Annotated in this window: 17 protein-coding genes and 1 pseudogene; 8 read left to right on the top strand and 10 right to left on the bottom strand. The window is 62.0% G+C overall.

Annotation, left to right across the window (positions count from 1 at the left end):
• Positions 1-65: 65 nt before the first annotated feature.
• Positions 66-491: a TOBE domain-containing protein gene (locus tag ACFSNN_RS34115; RefSeq protein WP_134456705.1), complete on the bottom strand. Its 426-nt coding sequence runs from the start codon at positions 489-491 to the stop codon at positions 66-68.
• 265 nt (positions 492-756) lie between these two features.
• Between ACFSNN_RS34115 and ACFSNN_RS34110 the strand changes: the two genes are divergently transcribed.
• The 8 genes from ACFSNN_RS34110 to ACFSNN_RS34075 all read left to right on the top strand — a co-directional run bounded on the left by ACFSNN_RS34110 (position 757) and on the right by ACFSNN_RS34075 (position 10,296).
• Positions 757-2,352, top strand: a complete 1,596-nt coding sequence (locus tag ACFSNN_RS34110; RefSeq protein WP_134456706.1) for an SH3 domain-containing C40 family peptidase — start codon at positions 757-759, stop codon at positions 2,350-2,352.
• A 129-nt stretch (positions 2,353-2,481) separates the two neighbouring features.
• Entirely contained in the window at positions 2,482-2,949 is a 468-nt protein-coding gene (locus ACFSNN_RS34105; RefSeq protein ID WP_134456707.1) for a VOC family protein, read from the top strand.
• Positions 2,950-2,985: 36 nt separating this feature from the next.
• Entirely contained in the window at positions 2,986-3,459 is a 474-nt protein-coding gene (locus ACFSNN_RS34100; protein WP_134456708.1) for a VOC family protein, read from the top strand.
• 150 nt (positions 3,460-3,609) lie between these two features.
• Positions 3,610-4,821, top strand: a complete 1,212-nt coding sequence (locus ACFSNN_RS34095; protein WP_377747261.1) for an MFS transporter — start codon at positions 3,610-3,612, stop codon at positions 4,819-4,821.
• Positions 4,822-5,343: 522 nt separating this feature from the next.
• A complete protein-coding gene (locus ACFSNN_RS34090) occupies positions 5,344-5,826 on the top strand; it encodes a Csu type fimbrial protein (RefSeq protein ID WP_377747387.1) in 483 nt (160 codons plus the stop codon).
• Positions 5,827-5,843: 17 nt separating this feature from the next.
• Positions 5,844-6,575 (top strand): fimbrial biogenesis chaperone, encoded by a 732-nt coding sequence (locus tag ACFSNN_RS34085; protein WP_134456710.1) that lies wholly within the window; start codon positions 5,844-5,846, stop codon positions 6,573-6,575.
• A 255-nt stretch (positions 6,576-6,830) separates the two neighbouring features.
• A complete protein-coding gene (locus tag ACFSNN_RS34080; RefSeq protein ID WP_377747388.1) occupies positions 6,831-9,269 on the top strand; it encodes a fimbria/pilus outer membrane usher protein in 2,439 nt (812 codons plus the stop codon).
• A 70-nt stretch (positions 9,270-9,339) separates the two neighbouring features.
• The gene (locus tag ACFSNN_RS34075) at positions 9,340-10,296 is read left to right on the top strand and encodes a Csu type fimbrial protein (protein WP_134456711.1); all 957 of its coding nucleotides are present in this window, start codon (positions 9,340-9,342) and stop codon (positions 10,294-10,296) included.
• 24 nt (positions 10,297-10,320) lie between these two features.
• On the opposite strand, the gene ACFSNN_RS34070 is transcribed toward ACFSNN_RS34075, so the two are convergent.
• The 9 genes and pseudogenes from ACFSNN_RS34070 to ACFSNN_RS34030 form a co-directional block, all read right to left on the bottom strand.
• A complete protein-coding gene (locus tag ACFSNN_RS34070; RefSeq protein WP_134456712.1) occupies positions 10,321-10,647 on the bottom strand; it encodes a hypothetical protein in 327 nt (108 codons plus the stop codon).
• 92 nt (positions 10,648-10,739) lie between these two features.
• Positions 10,740-11,543: a transglutaminase-like domain-containing protein gene (locus ACFSNN_RS34065; protein WP_134458944.1), complete on the bottom strand. Its 804-nt coding sequence runs from the start codon at positions 11,541-11,543 to the stop codon at positions 10,740-10,742.
• A gap of 173 nt (positions 11,544-11,716) precedes the next feature.
• Complete coding sequence (locus ACFSNN_RS34060) at positions 11,717-12,631, bottom strand: transglutaminase family protein (RefSeq protein ID WP_134456713.1); 915 nt, start codon at positions 12,629-12,631, stop codon at positions 11,717-11,719.
• Positions 12,632-13,244: 613 nt separating this feature from the next.
• Positions 13,245-13,487 (bottom strand): hypothetical protein, encoded by a 243-nt coding sequence (locus ACFSNN_RS34055; RefSeq protein ID WP_134456714.1) that lies wholly within the window; start codon positions 13,485-13,487, stop codon positions 13,245-13,247.
• A 27-nt stretch (positions 13,488-13,514) separates the two neighbouring features.
• Entirely contained in the window at positions 13,515-14,516 is a 1,002-nt protein-coding gene (locus tag ACFSNN_RS34050) for a hypothetical protein (RefSeq protein ID WP_134456715.1), read from the bottom strand.
• A gap of 71 nt (positions 14,517-14,587) precedes the next feature.
• Positions 14,588-14,836 (bottom strand): annotated as a pseudogene (locus ACFSNN_RS34045) (PAAR domain-containing protein); the annotation flags it as partial.
• Positions 14,837-15,021: 185 nt separating this feature from the next.
• Positions 15,022-15,438, bottom strand: coding sequence for a hypothetical protein (locus ACFSNN_RS34040; protein ID WP_134456717.1), 417 nt, complete (start codon positions 15,436-15,438; stop codon positions 15,022-15,024).
• A 9-nt stretch (positions 15,439-15,447) separates the two neighbouring features.
• Entirely contained in the window at positions 15,448-17,841 is a 2,394-nt protein-coding gene (locus ACFSNN_RS34035; protein ID WP_134456718.1) for a M23 family metallopeptidase, read from the bottom strand.
• Between the two features lie 2 nt (positions 17,842-17,843).
• A partial coding sequence (locus ACFSNN_RS34030) for a DUF2345 domain-containing protein (protein ID WP_377779211.1) occupies positions 17,844-19,122 on the bottom strand: 1,279 nt, incomplete at its 5' end.

The following is a 19,122-nucleotide window of genomic DNA, read 5'->3' as shown; positions in this document are numbered from 1 at the left end:
AACCCTCTTTCGTTCCGGTTCCGTCAGGGCCGCCGGCCTCGGAACCGCACGACGATACGCGACGATTACTGATCGACGCCGATGATCACGCTCGACGCCTTGAAAATCGCCGTCGCCGCTTTGCCGCTCGCGAGGCCGAGGCGATCGACGCTCTCATTGGTGATGATCGCCGCGATCTGCGCGCCGCCGGCGCTGATCGACACTTCGGAATTCACCGCGCCCTTCGTGAGCGCCGACACCGTACCAGCGATGCAATTGCGCGCCGACACCTGATTTTTCGCGACATCGACCATCACGATCACCGACGAAGCCTTGACCAGCGCAAAGGCTTTCTTGCCCACCGCGAGGCCGAGCGACGTCGTGCTGCCATGGGTGATGATCGAGACGATTTCCAGGCCGTCCTGGGTGCGCAGCGTGACTTCGTCGTTCACGGCGCCGTGTTTGAGTTCGGTGACTTCACCGGCGAATTGATTGCGTGCGCTCGTTTGCATGTGGCTCTCCTTGATTGGGCGGCCTCGTGCGAACGTTGCTTCGAGGCCATGCGTTGGGTTGAGCATTGAGTGTAGTGAAACACTCGCCGGCTGCGGCAGCCTGCGCGTGAAGCGCGGTATCGCGCAGCCGCTATGGACGATGCGAACCTCCAATGCATCCGCGTAAGCATTATGCATCGGTGTGCACAACGCGGTGCCGCTACAACGTGCTGCACAATGCGCCGACACCGTATCATCGTGCCCTGGACCTTCTTCGCCAAACCTCATGCCCGTTGCCGTTCTATCCCGCGTTGCCGCCGCCTGGCCGAACGCCTGCCGTGCCGCCGCGCTGTGCGCCGCCGTCGCGGCGCTCGCCGCTTGCAGCAACCCGTCGCCGACGCACGACACCCACGCGCCGCTCGACACCGTCACGCTGTTCCCCATCGCACACTACGACCAGAACGTCGATCACTGGCTCGAACCGGACAGCCCGGGCTACGACCAGCCGTTCCTGAGTCCGGCGGATCAGCAGGCGCACTTCAAAGCGCTCTACGCGCGCTATTTCGGCACCGGCACTGCGGCGCCCTCGCCGTGGAATGCGAACTACGTCACGATGCGCGTCTACCGGCAGCAAGGCGCGGATATTGCTGCACTGCAGCAGCGGCGTATCGGCCGGTTCGACAACACCGGCAAGATCGGCGCGGACATCGGCTACGGCGAAAATTTCCGGCCGCATGACAAGGCGTGGATCGACGCCATCAAGCAAAACATGAATGTCGTGCAGTTCACGCAGACCGCCGTTTATCAGCCGCGGCGCCGCGCGGTCGCCACCGGCAACCTGATGGTGCGCGAACTGCCGACCACCGATCCGTCGTTCTACGACCACCATCTGGCCGGCGAAGGCTATCCGTTCGACAACCTGCAGATCTCGGCCGTGCGTCCCGGCACGCCGCTGTATGTGCTCGGCAGCAGCGTCGACGGCGCGTGGCATTACGTGCAGACGCCCGACGTGCAAGGCTGGGTGCGCAGCGACGGCGTCGGCATGGCCGACGATCGCTTCGTCGATACATGGCGCGCAGCAGCGGGCAAATCGCTCGGCGCGGTGATCGTGGCGTCCGCGCCGGTGCGCGACAGCCGCGGCGTGTTCCGCTTCGACGCGCCGGCCGGCACGCTGCTGCCGATCGTGCCCGCCAACGCCGCGCGGCCGGCGCAAGCCAAGCCTGCCACGAGTGACATCGGCGCCGCAGCCGGGCCGGCAGCCGCACGTCAAATACTTGTCCCGGCCCGCGACGCCGACGGCCAGGCGCTGATCCGCAGCGCCGCCCTGAGCGACGCGCAAATCGCGCCGGCGCCGCTCGCCGCCACGCCGCGCAACCTGGCGATGCTGATGAAAACGCTGATCGGCCGCCCCTACGGCTGGGGCAATAGCGGGCTCTACAACGACTGCTCGTCGGAACTGCAAAGCATCTTCGCCGCGTTCGGCGTCTGGCTGCCGCGCCATTCGTCCACGCAGATGAGCGCCGGGCGCATGATCGACCTGTCGTCGTCCACGCCCGCGCAGCGGCTCGACTATCTGGCGCAGCACGGCGAACCGTTGCGCACGCTGATCTACATCGGCGGCCATGTGATGCTGTATATCGGCAACACCACCCGCAACGGCAGCGCGGTGCCGGTCGTCTATCAGGATGTATGGGGCTTGCGGCCCGCTGACAACAGCCGGCGCGCGGTGATCGGCGGCTCGGTGATTCTGCCGCTGTTCGAACACATTCCCGAAGACGCCACGCTGCAATCGCTCGCGGCGACGCCGACGTTCCAGATCAGCATCCTCGGCGCGCCGGCGCCGTCCGCCGCGCCGCCGGACGAGGACAATGCGGCCGGTTAAGACGCGCGCCAAAAAATATTTTTTCCGGAGTGTCGATTCAACGGTCATGTACTCGTCGTAACGTTGAAGACCTGACTCGACGAGTCGGTCTTTCAACTCACGAACCTGTTACTTCAAGGAGTCGCCGTCATGTCCAGCAATGCTGTCAAGCCGATCCCCGAGGGAATGCATTCGCTCACCCCGTATCTGATCTGCGCCAACGCCGCCGAAGCCATCGCGTTCTACACGAAAGCCTTCAACGCCGTCGAACAGGTCCGCCTGCCGGGCCCGAACGGCAAGGTCATGCACGCCACGCTGAAGATCGGCGATTCCATGCTGATGCTGACCGACGAATGGCCCGAGCACCAGTCGTTCGGCCCGAATACGCTGAAAGGCACGCCCGTCACGATTCACTACTATGTGGAAGACGTCGACGCCAGCTTCAAGCAGGCCGTCGAGGCCGGCGCGACCGCCGTGATGCCCGTCACCGACATGTTCTGGGGCGACCGTTACGGCCAGGTGAAAGACCCGTTCGGCCATAGCTGGTCGTTGGCCACGCACAAGCGCGACCTGAGCCCGGAAGAAATCCAGAAAGGCATGATGGACTGCATGAAGTAAGGCGCGGTCCGCCCGGTGAGAAGGAGGAAAAACGTCATGCAAAAAATTGCGCCGTGTCTGTGGTTCGACGGCAATGCCGAAGAAGCGGCACGCTTCTACACGTCCGTGTTTTCCGATTCCCGCATCGCCACCACGATGCACTACACGGATGCCGGACCCGGGCCGGAGGGCGACGTGCTGGCCATCACGTTCGAGATCGAGGGCCAGGAGTTCATGGCCCTGAACGGCGGCCCGCAGTTCCCCTTCACGCCGGCGATTTCGCTGTTCATGCACTGCAAGTCGCAGGAGGAAATCGACCGTTACTGGACGAAACTCCTCGACGGCGGGAAGGAGTGGCAATGCGGCTGGCTTCAGGACCGCTTCGGCGTCTCGTGGCAGATCGCGCCCGACGTACTCGGCGAGATGCTGCGCGACCCGGACACCGTCAAGGCGAGCCGCGTGATGAAGCAGATGATGAGCATGGTCAAGCTCGATATCGCGCCGCTCGAAGCGGCCTATCGCGGCGCCTGAAGTACGCTCCTGACCGCGCGCCGGCGTCGGCGCGCGGTCAGCTTGCAGTGCGCCGAGCACTCACGGCGCAGCGCAGCCAGCCTGCCTAAGACGCGGCGGCGCCATCTTTGATAGGATCGGTCTCGACTCATTAACGGCGAGACATGAACGGTGCGCGTCAACCATCAGGCTTTCTTCTGCTCGCTGTTCGTCGCGCGTCTCGCCGATCAGGTCCTGCTGTTTCTCGTGCCGCTCGTCGTCTTCCAGACCACGCATCAAGTCTCGTGGTCGGGCCTCGCGTTCTTTATCGAAACGCTGCCGCGCTATCTGGTGTTTCCTTTCTTCGGCGCGTTGTGCGATCGCATCTCGCCGCTCAGGTTGATGCGCGTCAGCCAGACGGTGCGGGCGCTGGCATGTTTCGGCGGCATACTCGCTTATGCGCTGTTCGGCGGCATCGGCTGGTTGATCGCGCTCTCGGCGGTGTGCGGCGTGTTGACGAGCCAGGGCCTCGTCGCACGTGAAGTCATGCTGCCGCAAATCTTCAGCACGCAGCAGTTTCAGCGCGTGCTCGCCTACTCGCAGTTAGCCGATCAGTTGGGGTTCGTGCTCGGCCCGATGCTCGCCGCACTGCTGCTCGGCTTGTGGCGTTGGGAATGGGTCGTCGGCGCAACCGGCATGCTGTTTCTCCTCGCCGATGCCGCACTGCTGCTGTGGCACCGCACCAGCGGTTTTCGCGCCGCCGAGCCGCTGCCCCCGGCGCTGGGCCACTGGACGTTGCCGTTGCGCATCGCGCTGCGTCATGTGCTGGTGCTGCCGGGCCTGAAGAAAGTCGTGCTGCTCGCCGCCGCCGAAAATCTGGTGATCGGCGTGACGCTCGCCACGTCCGCCGCCATGGTGACCGGCCTTCACGCGCAATCGAATCGCTACTATGCCGGACTGCAAACAGCCGGCGCCGTGGCCACGGTGCTGATTCTGTTGACGATCGCACGCGCCGCATGGCCAGCGCGCACCCTGGGACTGGTCGCCTTCGTCTCGATCTGCGCGGGCGGCGCGATCGCTGGCGCGAGCGCGGCGCCGTGGGGCTATGCGCTCGGCTTCCTGCTGATCGTCGGCTTCGACAAGATGTTCAACGTCTACATCCGCAGCGCGCGGCAACAAATCATTCCACCGCAAGACTACGGCAAGACGACCGGCGTGGTGATCCTACTGAACAACATGACGCAGCCGCTCGCCGGCTTGCTGGTCAGCGTATTCTCGGCGCGCACGCAAACCGGGCCGCTGATCGTGATTCTTTCACTGACGATGGGCGGCATCGGCGCCGCGGTGTCGATCGGCGCGGCGCTGGTGCGAAGAAGGAAGCGCGCACTGGCGCTTGGGGAATGAAGCCGCGTTGGTCGCCCGGATGCCGTGGTTCATATCGGACGCGGGCGCGCCATTACATCGACTTTCTCGCATACGCACGTTTCTAATAGCCCAATCAGAATTTTTTAAATAATTCGATTTGCATACCCATGCATTCGCAATTTCCCCACTCGATATTCACGCACAATTACCAATTAGAAAAAAATACCGCATTTAGGTAATTGCCCCAACTTCCATTCAGAAACAATTTCTCACGCCCTCCTCAAGAGCCAACCACAGCGCGCCTCTTACGCAGCATTCAATATCAATTCATTACGCAATAATTTGTACGATCCAGAAAGTCTGTGTAGACTAATTTTGATCAATCGCATTGACTACTCACATAACGCGATTATCCAGCACGGCATTTCCAGGTAATTGATTCCGTTATCGGGCGGGTCCGATTCTAACGACCGCGCAATGACAACCGGTGTTTCGTAGGCCTGAGAGAGAGGTAGCGTGATGAAACAAAAATTGCTGTCATCCAGCCTGATCGTCGCCTTGATGTTTGGCTTGCCTTTGCAGCTCGCGCGCGCCGCCGTTTATTCGAACGGCACCGCGGTCACCACTTTTACCGTCACGCTCACGCTCAACGCCAACTGCTCGATCAGCGCCAACCCGCTGAACTTCGGCACGAACGGCGTGCTCGCCACCGCCATCAACCAGCAGACCACGGTCGCCGTGACCTGCACCAACACCACGCCGTACAACGTCGGGCTCGACGCCGGCACCGTCACCGGCTCAACGGTGACCAACCGCCTGATGGCCGGCACCGCCACCGGCAACACGTCCACTACCGTCGGCTTCCAGCTGTATCAGGACGCCGGCCACACCACGGCGTGGGGCAACACCCAAGGTACGAATACCGTCAGCGGCACCGGCACCGGGTCGGCGCAATCGATCGTGGTGTACGGCCAAGTGCCCGCGCAGACCACGCCGAAACCTGACACCTACCAGACCACCATCACCGCCACGGTCTACTTTTGACGCCTCGTGCGAGCGCCATGAGCGCGCCTCGCCGGCTGCTCGCGGCATGCGCCTGCGCGTGGTGTCTGAGTCCGACATTCGCACACGCGGCCACGCTGCAGATTTCGCCCGTCATGGTCGATATGGCGGCCGAGGCCAACGCCGCCGGCATCACGCTGAAGAACCCCGGCGAGAAGCCGCTGTTCGGTCAGGTGCGCGTGTTCCGCTGGGATCAGGCTAATGGCGACGACACCCTCACGCCGACGCAGGATCTCGTCGCCAGCCCGCCGCTGATCCAGATCCCCGGCCATGCCGACCAGCTGGTGCGGCTGGTGCGCACCGCGCCGGCGCCGTCCGCATCCGAGCAGGGTTATCGCGTGCTGATCGACGAGTTGCCGGAAGCCGACGCCGCGCCCACCAGCGGCGTGACGATCCGCCTGCGCTACTCGGTGCCGGTATTCGCCGAACCGGCGGTCGACGTCGGCCAGCCCAGGCTGTCGTGGCATCTATCGCGCGGCACCGGCGCGCAAGGCTGGATGCTGCGCGTCGACAACACGGGCCGTAAGCGCGCGCAAATCGCCGCCGTGCAATTGATCGACAACGCCGGCAACGCCTACCCGATCAACAAGGGACTGCTCGGCTATGCGCTTGCCGGGCGTCAACGGCGCTGGCCGGTCACGCTGCCCGACAACGTCGCGCAGAACGGTCCGCTGAAGGTGCGCGCCGCCGTCAACTCTTTGCCGGCCGAAGCCAGCGTGAATGTCGAGTAGACATGCGAGGGCATAGGAAAGGCGGCGAGCACGCGCCGCCGGCCACGAGCGCGCCCCGGTCATGGGCAACGGATACGATCGACCGCCATTCAACCAATGAGAATGACACGACGGCGAATACGTCATGGATGGAAGCCGCATGCCATCGCGCTCGCAGCCACGCTGTACATGCTGGGCACGGACCGGACCGAAGCGCAGCCTTCACTGCAGTTCGCGGATACGGGCGTCGATGCGCGCACCGACACGGGCGTGGACATGGGCGGCCGTCACGCCGATGCGCGCGCGCCCATGCCGGCCGCCAACGTGGACAGCGCGAGGTCTGTCACAACGAAGCCCGCGCAAACTTCCGCTGCGGGCCGTGATCTGTATCTGGAAGTCATGCTGAACGGCCAACGCACTTCTTTGATCGCCCACTTTCGCGAAAGCGACGGCCGGCTCAGCGCGACGGCCCGGGATCTGAGCGACATCGGCGTCGCCACGGAGAAGCTCGGCGCCGCCGACACCGCCACGCTCGAACTCGACCAGATCCCTGGCCTGCGCTATCACTACGACGCCGGGCGTCAGAGCATCGACCTGCAGGTGCCCGACGCGATCCGCAAGCCATACACGTTCGACACGCGCGAGCTGGCGCAGACGCCGAACGCCACTGCGTCGCGCGGCTTTCTGATCAACTACGATGCGTTCGCGCAAACCGACACCAACGCGCAGTTCGCACTGTGGAGCGAGCAACGCTACTTCGACCCGGCCGGTGTGCTGAGCAACACCGGCATTGCGTATCTATATCGCGATCTGCATCGCTACGTGCGATACGACACGTCGTGGAGCACGTCGAATCCCGCGGCGCTCAGCACGACCCAGTTCGGCGACACCATTTCGTCATCGCTCGACTGGAGCCGCTCGATTCGCATCGGCGGATTTCAGTGGCGCAGCAACTTCGCGCTGCGCCCCGACCTCGTGACCTTTCCCGTGCAGGCGCTATCGGGCACGGCCGTGGTGCCGTCGGCGGTGGACCTGTATATCAACAACGTGCGACAGTTCAGCGGCAACGTGCCGAGCGGACCGTTTATCGTCAACAACGTGCCGGGCATCACCGGCGCGGGCGAAGCCACCGTGATCACGCACGACGCGCTCGGCCGCACCATTTCGACTTCGCTGCCGCTCTACGTCGATACGCGCATGCTGGCCGCGGGCCTGTCGAGCTATTCGTTCGAAGCCGGCTTCCTGCGCCGCGGCTACGGCATCGATTCGTTTTCCTACGATCCGCGTCCCGCCGTCAGCGCCACCGCGCGCCGCGGCATGAGCGACACGCTGACGCTGGAAGGCCACGCGGAAGCGACCGGCGGACTCGTCAATGCGGGCGCCGGCGCGCTGGTGCGCATGGGCATGGCGGGGGTGATCAATGGCTCGGTGTCGGGCAGCGCGGGCAAGCTGAACGGCACCCAACTCGGTCTCGGCTATCAACTGATCGAGCCTCACTTCTCGATCGATGCACAGACCTTGCGCGCTTACGGCAACTACGGCGACCTCGCCGCGCGCGACGGCACACCCGTGCCCACCGCCACCGACCGCGTCACGCTCGCGCTGCCCTTCTTCAGCCGCCAGACGCTGTCACTCAGCTACATCGGCTACCGTTATCCCGGCGTGCCGGCGTCGCGCATCGGCTCGTTGTCGTACACGCTCAACTTCGGCAATCTCGCCTCGCTCACGCTCAGCACGTACAAGGACTTTCTGCAGCACAACGCGCAAGGCGTGTTTCTGACCGCGAGTTTCGGGCTCGGCAACAACACCGCGATCAACGCGAGCGTGGGCCGCCAGAACGGCCAGTCCACCTACAACGTCAATGCGCAGCGTCCACCCGATTACGCCGGCGGCTGGGGTTGGGGCGTGCAGGCGGGCGGCTCCGGCGCGGTGCCGTACCGTCAGGCGCAAGCGCAGTATCTCGGCAGATATGGCGAGGTGACGGCGCTTGCGCAGGATATCGACCGGCATGCGGGCGCCTCGCTCGACGTTGCCGGCGCGATCGTGCTGATGGACCGCACCGTGCAACCGGCGCGCCGGATCGACGACGGCTTCGCGCTGGTTGCCACCGGCGGCGTGGCGAGGGTGCCGGTGCTGCACGAAAACCGCGTGATCGGTACGACCGACCGCGGTGGGCATCTGCTGATTCCCGATCTGAACGCGTACCAGCACAACCAGGTCGGGATCGACAGCATGAATCTGCCCGCCGACGCACGGATCGCCACGACCGCGATGGACCTCGTGCCGAAGTCGCGTGCCGGCGTGCTGGCGAGCTTCCGCGTGTCGCGCTATAGCGCGGCCTCGGTGATTCTGCGCAGCGCCGACGGCCACCTGATGCCGCCGGGCACGCGCGTGCACCACGTGGAAAGCGGGGTGGACACGATCGTCGGCTACGACGGCCTGACTTTCATCGAGAAGCTGCAGCACGACAATCATCTGGAAGTCGAGAACGACGCTGTGACGTGTAGCGTCGAATTCATCTACGAGCGCCCTGCTAACGGCTCGTTGCCGACCATCGGACCGCTGACCTGCGGCGCGCGTGGCTCCAACGCGGCAGCGGATGCAATGTCGGCCGCCGCGACAAATGCAGCAGCTAATGCAGCGGCAACCGCAGCGGCGAACGCAGCGGCGGACGCAGTCACGAATGCCGCGACAAACGTGAAGGCAGCGCAATGAGGCGGCCTCATTTGCCCTTCCTGCAACGCACCCTGCTCGACAGCCTGCTGCCGCACACAAGAATAGCGCTATGAAACGGCTCCTCCTGCTCCTCGCACTATGCGCCCTGCTCGGCATCATGCCGCGCCACGTTAGCGCGCAGACCTGCACGGCGAGTCCGTCGGCGCTGAACTTTGGCAACGTGAGCCCCATCAGCCTCAGCGCCGTGGCCGCGACGGGCAGCGTCACGGTGCAATGCACGTGGCCCGCGGTCACGCTGACGCCGAGTGTGCAGGTGTGCCTGAACATGGGCGGCACGACGCCGCGCCATCTGAGCGCCGGCAGCAACCAGTTGCAATACGATCTGTACCAGGACGCGGCGCATTCGCTCGCGTGGGGCTCGAGTACGCTCGGCACGACGCCGATATCGCTGACGCTGGAGAAACCGGTGAGCGGCACGACCGCCTCGGCGACGGTCAATTTCTACGGCCAGATCGCCGCCAATCAGCCGACCGTGCCGACCACAGGTAACAGCAGCACCAGTTATTCGCAGACGTTGAGTCAAACCTCCCTGACCTACGCCTTCTTTCTGCTGCTCGGGCCGACATGCGCCTCGCTGACGACGAGCGCCGGCAGCTTCGGTTTCACCGTCAACGCAACGGTCGTCAACAACTGCCTGATCAGCGCGACGAACATCGCGTTCACGTCGACCGGCGTGCTGAGCTCCGCGCTCAACGCGACCGGCGCGATCACGGCGCGCTGCACCAACGGCGACGCGTACCGGATCGCGCTCAGCAGCGGCTCGAGCGGCAACGTCGCGGCCCGGCAGATGCAGCGCTCAGGTGGCGGCGGCACGGTGAATTACCAGCTCTACACGGATTCAGGCCACACGAGCGCCTGGGGTGACGGCACGGCCGGCACCACGATGGCCACCGGCACGGGTAGCGGCAACGCCGTATCGATCAACGTGTATGGCCGCGTGCCGGCACAGAGCACGCCCATGCCCGGCAGCTACAGCGACACGATCACCGCGACGATCACTTTCTGAGGAAAGCCCGACGCGAGGAAGCCACTAGAAGTTGACCGTCCAGACGGTGTGTTGCGTGTCGTGGGTGGCGACGAATTCGACTGGCTGCGTCGCGTTGCGTGCCGTGTCGGCTGGCGTGCCGGGATCGAACCCGGCCTGCGTGATCTGGAACGGCGCCCCGTGGATACAGGACACCACCGGCTGATTCGCCCTACTGATCAGCGCGTCGCCGGACTGCACGAGGCAGGCTTCCTGCACGGTCAAACTTACCGGGATCGAAGCGAGCTCCAACGGCGCAGCCTGCAATGCATGCACCGACGGCATGGCAAGCAGAATGACTGCGGACGTAGCGGCTAAAGTACGGAGCATCATGCTGTTGACAGATCAGTTTCGTGAAGCGGGTGTGGATGCAGAACATGTCGGCACTTCACGTCTGAAACTTTAGGTCTTTATCCGCCACGCAGCTAGACAGCCTCGCACACCACCGCGAATTTCAACAGCTGCGTGGGCCCAAACGCATTGCTGAGCGCCACGTCGGCCGCGTCGCGTCCTCGCGCCATCAGCACACGCCCCGTGCGCGGCGCGTTATTGCGCGGGTCGAACGTTTGCCAGCATCCGCCGACATAGGCCTCGAACCAGGCGGCGAAATCCATCGCGGCGTACGGCGGCGGCAGGCCGACGTCGCTGATATAGCCCGTGCAATAGCGCGCCGGAATGTTCATGGCCCGGCATAGCGTCACGGCCAGATGCGCAAAGTCACGGCACACGCCTTTGCGCTCCTGCCAGGCCTGCCATGCGGTCTTGGTCGAACGCGCAAAGTCGTAGCCGAAGACGATGTGGTTGTGCACGTAGTTGCAGATCGCATCCACGCGCTCGCGGCCGAGCGGCAGCTTGCCGAAGGTCTGCCACGCGAATTCGGAGAGCAGATCGGTTTCGCAATAGCGGCTGCCGAGCAGAAAGACCAGCGTATCGTCGGGCAGCATTTCCACCGGATGCTGTTCGGTGTACGGCGGCCGCGTCTCCGGCTCGGACGATACTTCAAGCACCGCGCTCGTCGAAAACGAAATCTTTCCCGGCGGCGCCACCAGCCGGCTGCACAGATTGCCGAACGAGTCGCGATACTGGCTGATCGGCACCGGCGGATCGACCGCCAGCAAATCGGGATTCAGTACTTCTTTCGCATGCGAATAGTGGGTGTTCAACATCAGCATCATCGGCGTCGGTTGCACGCACTCATAGACCAGCTCGTAGCCAACGCGCAATTTCATCGCGGCGCCCTTTTCCAGTTGAAACATTCAATTGACGCGTACGGCGAGCAGCCCGAAGCGGCACTCCCCGCAAACACGTTTCGATTCGACACGCCGTGACTTGCGGCGCGTGTTCATTCGCTCTTGATCGCCCTTATTCACCCTTGCTCGCCCGTATGCGCCGTGCCTGGCTGTCATTCGCCTTCGGTCACGCTCACGTCCACCTGCAAACCGCGAAACGAATGCGGCGCGCCATGCCATGTGCCCCACAAGGGCAGCGCCTGATAGGCGTTCCACGCCACCGCCACGCGAATCAGATGGCGGTTGCCGACGATGCTATTGGTCGGATCGAAATCGACCCAGCCAGCGCCCGGCAAATAGATCTGCAACCACGCGTGCGTGGCGCCGCCGCCTTGCGTGGCGTCGTGCTCGGGAACGAATATGTAGCCGCTCACGAAGCGCGCCGCGAGGCCGAGCGAGCGCACCGCGTCCATCATCAGCACGGCAAAATCGCGGCAACTGCCGCTGCGGCTGCGCAAGGTGTCGCCGGGACGGTTCACGCCTTTTTCCGTGCGGCGCACATAGAAAAACGTGCTCTTGATTTCGAGCGTCATGGCACGCAGGAGCGCCATGGTGCCACTGGCTGCGGCGCCGCTTTTGCTGCCCGCGGCGCTCTTTGCGGCAACACCCGCAGTCGGCACGAAACGGCGCGCCCATTCGTCCACGTCGCTGTCCGGATACTGACGGCTGCGCGCGTTCACGAGATCGGACGCTTCCTCGTTGGTGTAGGCGAACGGCCAGTTCACCGCGTACGGTTCGAGCGCGTAATCGGGCATCGGCGCTTCGAAGTGTTCGAGTGTCACTTCGCTGTCGAAGCGCAATTCGCTCGCCTTGTCCGCGAAACTCGCAACCGCCACCGAGTTGTCGAACACGTCGTGCAGCCAATGCAGCCGCGACGGCACGGGCGTGATCACCAGCTTGTTGGTGACAAGACGCAAATCGTGGCTCGCGCGCGGCCGGAACATCATGCGATGTTCGCCAAAGCGCACGGGTTCCGAATAACGGTAGACGCTGACGTGGCGCACCGTGAAACGCTGCGGCTCATTCATCCGGCCGCCCGATGGATGCTGCCGGGTTCATCCTGTCCATCGCGTTCACGCTTGTAAAAAGCCGCGGCCACAGCTGGCAAAAAGCGCGCAGCGCGGTGTTGATCTTCAATGAGCCACGGCCGGATTGCGGTGTGGTCGAGTGCTCTCAAACAGAAACTAGCGGGTTGAGCATACACCCGCCATATTGGTTGAAAACATTCATTTGGCTGCGGCGTCACGCGCGAAGTTATCAACAGAATCTGTTCGCAAATCTGTGGAGAAATCACACGCCGTGATAAACAGCCCCGCTGCGTGAGGCCTGCCGGGCGGCGTATGGGGGAAATTTCTTTCCCCTCACGCCCTCAAACATCCATTCCGCCACGTTTCCCCACACGCTGCGGTGCGGGAAAACCTTTGTCCCCGACGCAGGGACTGTCCTACGTATTAGACATGTGTCGGGTTTGAGTTTCAAGCTAACGCCAGCCCTTAACGTCCTCTCACAAGGCAAGTGACTTGTCTAAAGTCTGAACAGATGAGTTGTCGATGCTGCGATGCATGCCGCATGGGGAACGTACGGGCGGTTCCCACGGAATCAGTGATAGGGCTAATGCAGAACGCGTGCTCCAGCGCTACCTCAGTCCAGGCCTTCCACGGTCGTCAGCGCAGGGACGATGACTGACGGCGTCATGACGGCCAGCAGGTCGTCGAACTGTGCAACGCCCCCAGCGGCTTCCCATCCATTGAAAACGAGTTCCGTCATGCCGGGCGGCAAAGCAGCGCGGCCGGTCTGCAGCCATGAAGTATTTCGAAGCGCGGAATCGCCGCCGCGATCCACCCGCGCAACAGCCTGATGGTGTCCGGGTTCGTCATGGAGCACGTCCTGTCGTTCTTGCGTCGCGTATCCTCAGGCGGCATCCGGCACCGCCAGATATCTGCGCCGCTTGCGGTCTTTCGTGCTCAGGTCAAGCCATACACATTCGCGGCACCAGTGCCCCTTGATAATCACCCCCGGTCTGGTGGACCACTCATGCCCACGATCACAGCGCCAGCGCAGTTTCGTCTGGCTGTTGACGTACTCGTCAGAAAGACATTCGCCACCGCGCAAGCGCGCGAGCGCCTGCATGTCGGCAATCGTGTATGAATTGCGCACGCAGCGCGCACACCATGATCCGCCTTTGATCTTTGACGGCGTCTGCATCCATTCGTGGCCGTGGGCGCACCGCCAGCGCAGCTTCTGACCATCGTTGCCATAGTGGACTGAGAGACACATGCCGCCGCGCGCCTGCGCCACCGCCTGCAGTTGCGCCATCGTCAGCAGGCGCCACTGCCGACCGCACCTCGGGCACCACTGTCCGAGCCGGATATGCATGGGCTTCGCGTCCCACTCGTGACCCTGTGCGCAACGCCAGCGCAGCCTGGTCAGATTATCGAAGTAGCTGGCGGAAAGACATTCGCCGCCGTGCTCGCGGGCAGCCACATGCATGTCTGCGATTGTCAGCCGCTGTTTCTCGACCGAGCATACCGGACACCATGAGCCCGAGGTCTTGATACCGCCAGGCGTCGCGTCCCACTGATGCCCCTGGTCGCACTCCCAGCGAAGCTTTTCCTGGAAGCGGGTGTACCGGATGGACAGACATTTTCCACCCCGCGCCTGCGCAAGCGCCTGCATTTCCGCAAGCCACTGCGCCTCACGTCGCGCCTTGCCGCAGACCTGGCACCAGCTTCCCGCCTTCACGTTGCTCGGTGTCGACTCCCATGTATGACCCTGGTCGCACTGCCAGAGCAGCTTCGTATTCGTGTCGCGATAGGTGGACGACAGGCAGCGCCCGTTATGTCGGCGGGCGAGCGTCTGCATGTCCTCGATGGTGCCGGGTGCCTGCCCCTGTTGTCCTTTTACTGCAGCCATCGCAATGTGCTCCCATCTTTTTTACAGTTAGTGCTGTCCACGCCGTTTCTGCGGCGTGGACATGCTACCCACACAATGCTGGAAATGAGACTGCATCCGCAGGTGGCATGGTGGCCCTGTCGGGCAACCGGTACGCCGTGGTCAGTGATCTTGTCGTCGCCCTCGATGATGACATTCGGCTGCACGTCGGGGTGCTCCGGACATGTCACACGGTCGCCCTTGCGGGCAACGCGCCGCCCGCCGTAGCGCATCGTGTCGGAGGCGGAGATGACTTCGCCGCCGTGGTCGGTGGTGTCATTGAGCCGGATGAAGTCAATCATTGGAATTATTCCGCTCCCAATTGGTTTGCACGAGCCGAACAGGCATGCACGATCGCGCCGCAGCGCTCGCTTGCAATCCGTGCGCATCGGATGAACGACCGGACTTTGGGTCACCTTTTTCTTCATCTGGGTTGTGCAACAACGCGCGTCGTAATTACTCGGCTGCGCGGGACCACACAGCGGCATTACCACTTGCAGTCGCCCTCGGCCATTGCGCTAGTGTTGAGCACGAATCCAGTCTTTTTATTTTTCTTCTTACTGGTATAAACCATGGAGGACACCTGCGTTCCTTGAGTAATCATTTCGTATTCGCCAGTCGCCTGGCCGTTGAACACCTCTATCCACGTAGTGGTTTCCTGGTCCGACGCATCCTCGCTCGGCGTCTCGCTCGTGGAGTTGTCGAGCACTAGTGGAATGGGCCGCTTCGCATTCTGGTATTTGACAAATGCAGACGAAAATTTGATGGTCGAATCGTAATAAGTACGCATCTCAAAATTGATCGGATGCTCACTTCCAGAACTGAAGCAAAATGTTTCGCTCGTGACTTCCGCACGGGCGACCATTGGTAGAAGGAACAGCGCAATGGTTAGGAGGGATTTCATAGCACCAAGTTATGGTTTCTGCAGTTCAAGAGACGACGTGATCGTGTGCTGCGTCGCGTAATACTTCTTTTTGGGATGGGGCGGGCTGCCGACCATCACAGGATGTCCCTGAGCGTCCAATACAGGCTCCTGCTGGCTATTTCGGCGCCACTCGAACGTGAGTGAAACAGTTTGCCCATCGAAAATGTCGTCGAGTAGTGTGTTGCGCAGATAAAGAACTGACTGCAACCGCACTTCCAACCCATTCAAATTTTCGATGGCGACATAACCGTTCACGTCCTTGCTCACAGTAATTGCATGGTTCTGACTGACGCCGGCATCCATGTGACTCAGCATGTTGGCGCGGTTTGCGACATAAAAACAGGCGCTATCCACACAGTTGTCGGCGTTGTGGTGACCGGCGTTGTCGCGCGCAATCAAGCCGTTCGGATCCCAGCCGAGCCCGGAAAATTCTGGTGGTGCGCCACCGGTCGGGAATTTCCTGAAATGCCCATATGCCAAATAGTTGTCAAGGTGAGTCAGCTGGATGAGGCCGCGCCCGTAGTACGGGTTATACGATTTCGTTTCACCTTGGATTTCACGGACGTAATGCAGATTGCCGGTTTCCGGCACTACGTGAGAAAAAAAGTGCAACAGTCGCTGTCGCGATGCAGACACTCCATACTTTCTTGTGGCTTGGTTGAACGGCAGCACCCATGTACGCGCGCGCGCGTGTGCGTCGTTCCAAGTCGTTGTCGATGCGTGAAATTGCGTTAGGCTTAGATGGAGAAGGCTGCGCGGGAAGGCCCGTGCCATTTCGTCCACATTCAACCAACTGCACTTCCTGAAATGCCGAATGAACGCCAACGGATGAAAAAACCAGAATTTTTTTTCGCCAGCCAGAGCGGATACTTGGTCCATGAACTGGATTTTTTTAAGGAAGCCTTGGAATTTCTCGTAGCCATCCGGGTCGCTGTCGTTGGACTTACCGAAATAACCATCCGGCTTATTCAGATCCTGATATCGCTCGTCATTGTTGGTTGAATCCCACTCACTCTTCGTATGGCACACGAAGCCGGAGAGACCGCTACGCACATCACTACTGCCCTGCACATAGCTGGAGAGTTGGGTGTCGAGGCTGAACTGCGGATCAGTTTGCGGCACATCATATGCAGTCGCCGTAGCATCGCCTACAAGCTGGCGTAACTTCCGATAACTGAAAAGACCACTGGCATCGAGCGGCGCTGTTTCACCGTCGATTTTTTGCCAGCCGGTAAAAAACGGAAAATCAGCATCGGAGAGTTTGACGATGGTTGTTTTGTTGATATCCACGTAGCCCTGCGTACCATTTGCATCAAGCGGCACCGCAACCCACGTTGCTTTCTCCTGTGCGGAAACTAGCGTTGGAGGTTGCGACAGGATGCGCCCGAAGCGCAGCAGCTCGTAGCCATCACTCGGGCATGTTGAATATAGGGCTTTCGCACGCTCACAAAGCTTGTATTCGTAATCGTCGTATCGGTCTCTTATCGGTTGCGGTGTCATCAGCACAGGAGTGCCATCGCCATTCTCGTCCAGCCATGCGCGCGTATAACGCTGCCCCTTGTGAAAATAAGCCTCGACGTAGAGCTTGCTGGTGTCCTTCGGCAATTTCCCGCGACCCAGCGTCGGAAAGTGCAGTGCGTCGTGCACGCCGTCAGGCACGTCCAGAAATTGAACCGAACCAGGAATCACGTAGTAGGCATGTCCCCACCAGTCGTTCGATGTCGGCTGCACTGGATTCTTTGCGCCAAGCTGGACTGTATGGCCAGATTGATCGAACCACGCCGTAAAGTCCGCCTCGGTCATGAAGATTTCGAAATGCAGGTGTCGCATGCCCTGCGATTGGCCCCAGTGGCCGAGGATATCCTTGCGATAAACCTTTTTGCCATTGCCCTGCTTTACGCTGTCGCCAGCTTCGAGCAGCCATGCTGCTAGCGCTGTGGGCGAACTGTTCTGCGATGGGTTCGCTTGCGGCGCAGCAAGTGACTGTTGGGCCGTCAGGTCCAGCAGATGCATATACAGCGAATAGAAGGTGAGGCTCCGCCCGTCTCCCGTATCGGTTACATGGCGCAGCAGCAAGAAGCCCGTGTTCGTATTCAGTGCCTCCTTGCCTGTTGCTTCATCAATGTGGCCATCGGAAATGGGTTGCTGACTGATACGGTAGGCGACCACCTCGCCATCGGCGACGGCCCGCACGGGTTCGTCCAAGGTCTCTGGCACGAGATGGATACCACCGTGCCAACGACGATCAAAGGTGATAGGAAAGACGCCGTGGCAGCCCGGCTCATACGTCTCGATTGCCGTCATCAGCGGATCGGGGTCAGTATTGTTGACGTTGCCAGAATTGAGTCCGGACTGGGGCAGGAAGGGTGGACTAATAATCATGGTTAGCGCGATTGAGGATAGAGACTGGTTGTTTTTAGGTCGCCTTGAGGCAGCGTCGGTGAGGGCATTCGCTTCGAATCGGGGCCAGGGACATCCCACAACGCGCCTTTCTCCAGGATCGCCCCCGGTGAACCGTTAATGATCCCGGTACCCTTGATATGGATGTACGAACCACCCGCGCCGATCCAGATTTCCTTTGAAGCGCTAATAATGATCTTGCCGTCTGTGCTGGTAATCGTGAGGTCTTTTAGCGAAGCGAGCGCCATCTGGTCACTCTGGGCCTGGATGTCCACCTTGCCCTTCGCCGCGATCAGTTTCAGCCCAAGCTGGTAGGCAAACAGGCTGATCGCACCGCGCACCGACGCGAACAGCGAGCGCCCCGACGACACACTCACGTCCCGTCCCGCCGTAATCGCGTGATCGTTCACGCTCGCCATGTGCACGCTGTCCGCCGTTGTCGTCGCAATTCCCGCCGCACTTGCCAGCACCACGTCCGGCCGGGTCATTTCGGGCGATGGATTCTCCGCCGTCTTCTGCCCGCCCCGGATCGCATCGTTCTGCGCCTTGATCGTACTGGTGGCATTGCCCTGGCTTGCGTCCGGTGTCTGCGCATTGTGCTGCGTCGCAAGCTTCGACAGGTCCTCGTGCTGCTGTCGTGCCTGTGTGAGCCGTGCCACTGTCTCACCCATGTCCTTGACCGGCGCAGTCGCACCTGCGCGCGTTTCGGTCGTCACCAGCATGCCCTTGTTAGCGCGCATCACCGCATGTGCATCGGTGGCGATCTCGATCCCTTCGCCCCGCGCCTCGGTACGCCCCTTCGTGCCATCGATGCGCGTATTGAAGCCCGCCACAAACCGCGAATTCGCCTGGTCGCTTGCGAGCTGCGCCTGCATCTTGCCGGGCGTATCGTCCAACGCGAGATGATTGGAGCGCAGACCATACCCGAGACTCTTACTGCGCATGCCGCTCAGCGCAGCATTGGCCGGCAGTTCCCACGGCGGCATGTTGAACTTGTCCACCACAAATCCCGCGACGACCGGCCGGTCCGGGTCGCCGTGCACATGCGCGACCAGCACCATCTGACCCGCACGACCGGGTGCGACCACGCCTAGCTCGCCACCCTGCCATTGCGTCATGACGCGCACCCAGATCGAGGTCGCGCCATCGAGATTCGCCTGCCGGTCCCAGCCGAACTGGATACGTAACCGGTTACGGTGGTCGATAAACATTTCCTTGTCCTGCGGCGCCACCACCACGGCATATTCATAGCCGTCGATGCGC

It is taken from the genome of Paraburkholderia dipogonis (assembly GCF_042680985.1).
Taxonomy (GTDB): domain Bacteria; phylum Pseudomonadota; class Gammaproteobacteria; order Burkholderiales; family Burkholderiaceae; genus Paraburkholderia; species Paraburkholderia phytofirmans.
This window is presented reverse-complemented; position numbering and strand designations above follow the sequence as displayed.

Excerpts from the sequence above, each read along its gene's own strand:
- ACFSNN_RS34115 (WP_134456705.1), bottom strand. The coding sequence starts at position 491 with ATGCAAACGAGCGCACGCAATCAATTCGCCGGTGAAGTCACCGAACTC.
- ACFSNN_RS34110 (WP_134456706.1), top strand. The coding sequence starts at position 757 with ATGCCCGTTGCCGTTCTATCCCGCGTTGCCGCCGCCTGGCCGAACGCC.
- ACFSNN_RS34105 (WP_134456707.1), top strand. The coding sequence starts at position 2,482 with ATGTCCAGCAATGCTGTCAAGCCGATCCCCGAGGGAATGCATTCGCTC.
- ACFSNN_RS34100 (WP_134456708.1), top strand. The coding sequence starts at position 2,986 with ATGCAAAAAATTGCGCCGTGTCTGTGGTTCGACGGCAATGCCGAAGAA.
- ACFSNN_RS34090 (WP_377747387.1), top strand. The coding sequence starts at position 5,344 with ATGTTTGGCTTGCCTTTGCAGCTCGCGCGCGCCGCCGTTTATTCGAAC.
- ACFSNN_RS34085 (WP_134456710.1), top strand. The coding sequence starts at position 5,844 with ATGAGCGCGCCTCGCCGGCTGCTCGCGGCATGCGCCTGCGCGTGGTGT.
- ACFSNN_RS34080 (WP_377747388.1), top strand. The coding sequence starts at position 6,831 with ATGGGCGGCCGTCACGCCGATGCGCGCGCGCCCATGCCGGCCGCCAAC.
- ACFSNN_RS34075 (WP_134456711.1), top strand. The coding sequence starts at position 9,340 with ATGAAACGGCTCCTCCTGCTCCTCGCACTATGCGCCCTGCTCGGCATC.
- ACFSNN_RS34070 (WP_134456712.1), bottom strand. The coding sequence starts at position 10,647 with ATGATGCTCCGTACTTTAGCCGCTACGTCCGCAGTCATTCTGCTTGCC.
- ACFSNN_RS34065 (WP_134458944.1), bottom strand. The coding sequence starts at position 11,543 with ATGAAATTGCGCGTTGGCTACGAGCTGGTCTATGAGTGCGTGCAACCG.
- ACFSNN_RS34060 (WP_134456713.1), bottom strand. The coding sequence starts at position 12,631 with ATGAATGAGCCGCAGCGTTTCACGGTGCGCCACGTCAGCGTCTACCGT.
- ACFSNN_RS34050 (WP_134456715.1), bottom strand. The coding sequence starts at position 14,516 with ATGGCTGCAGTAAAAGGACAACAGGGGCAGGCACCCGGCACCATCGAG.
- ACFSNN_RS34040 (WP_134456717.1), bottom strand. The coding sequence starts at position 15,438 with ATGAAATCCCTCCTAACCATTGCGCTGTTCCTTCTACCAATGGTCGCC.
- ACFSNN_RS34035 (WP_134456718.1), bottom strand. The coding sequence starts at position 17,841 with ATGATTATTAGTCCACCCTTCCTGCCCCAGTCCGGACTCAATTCTGGC.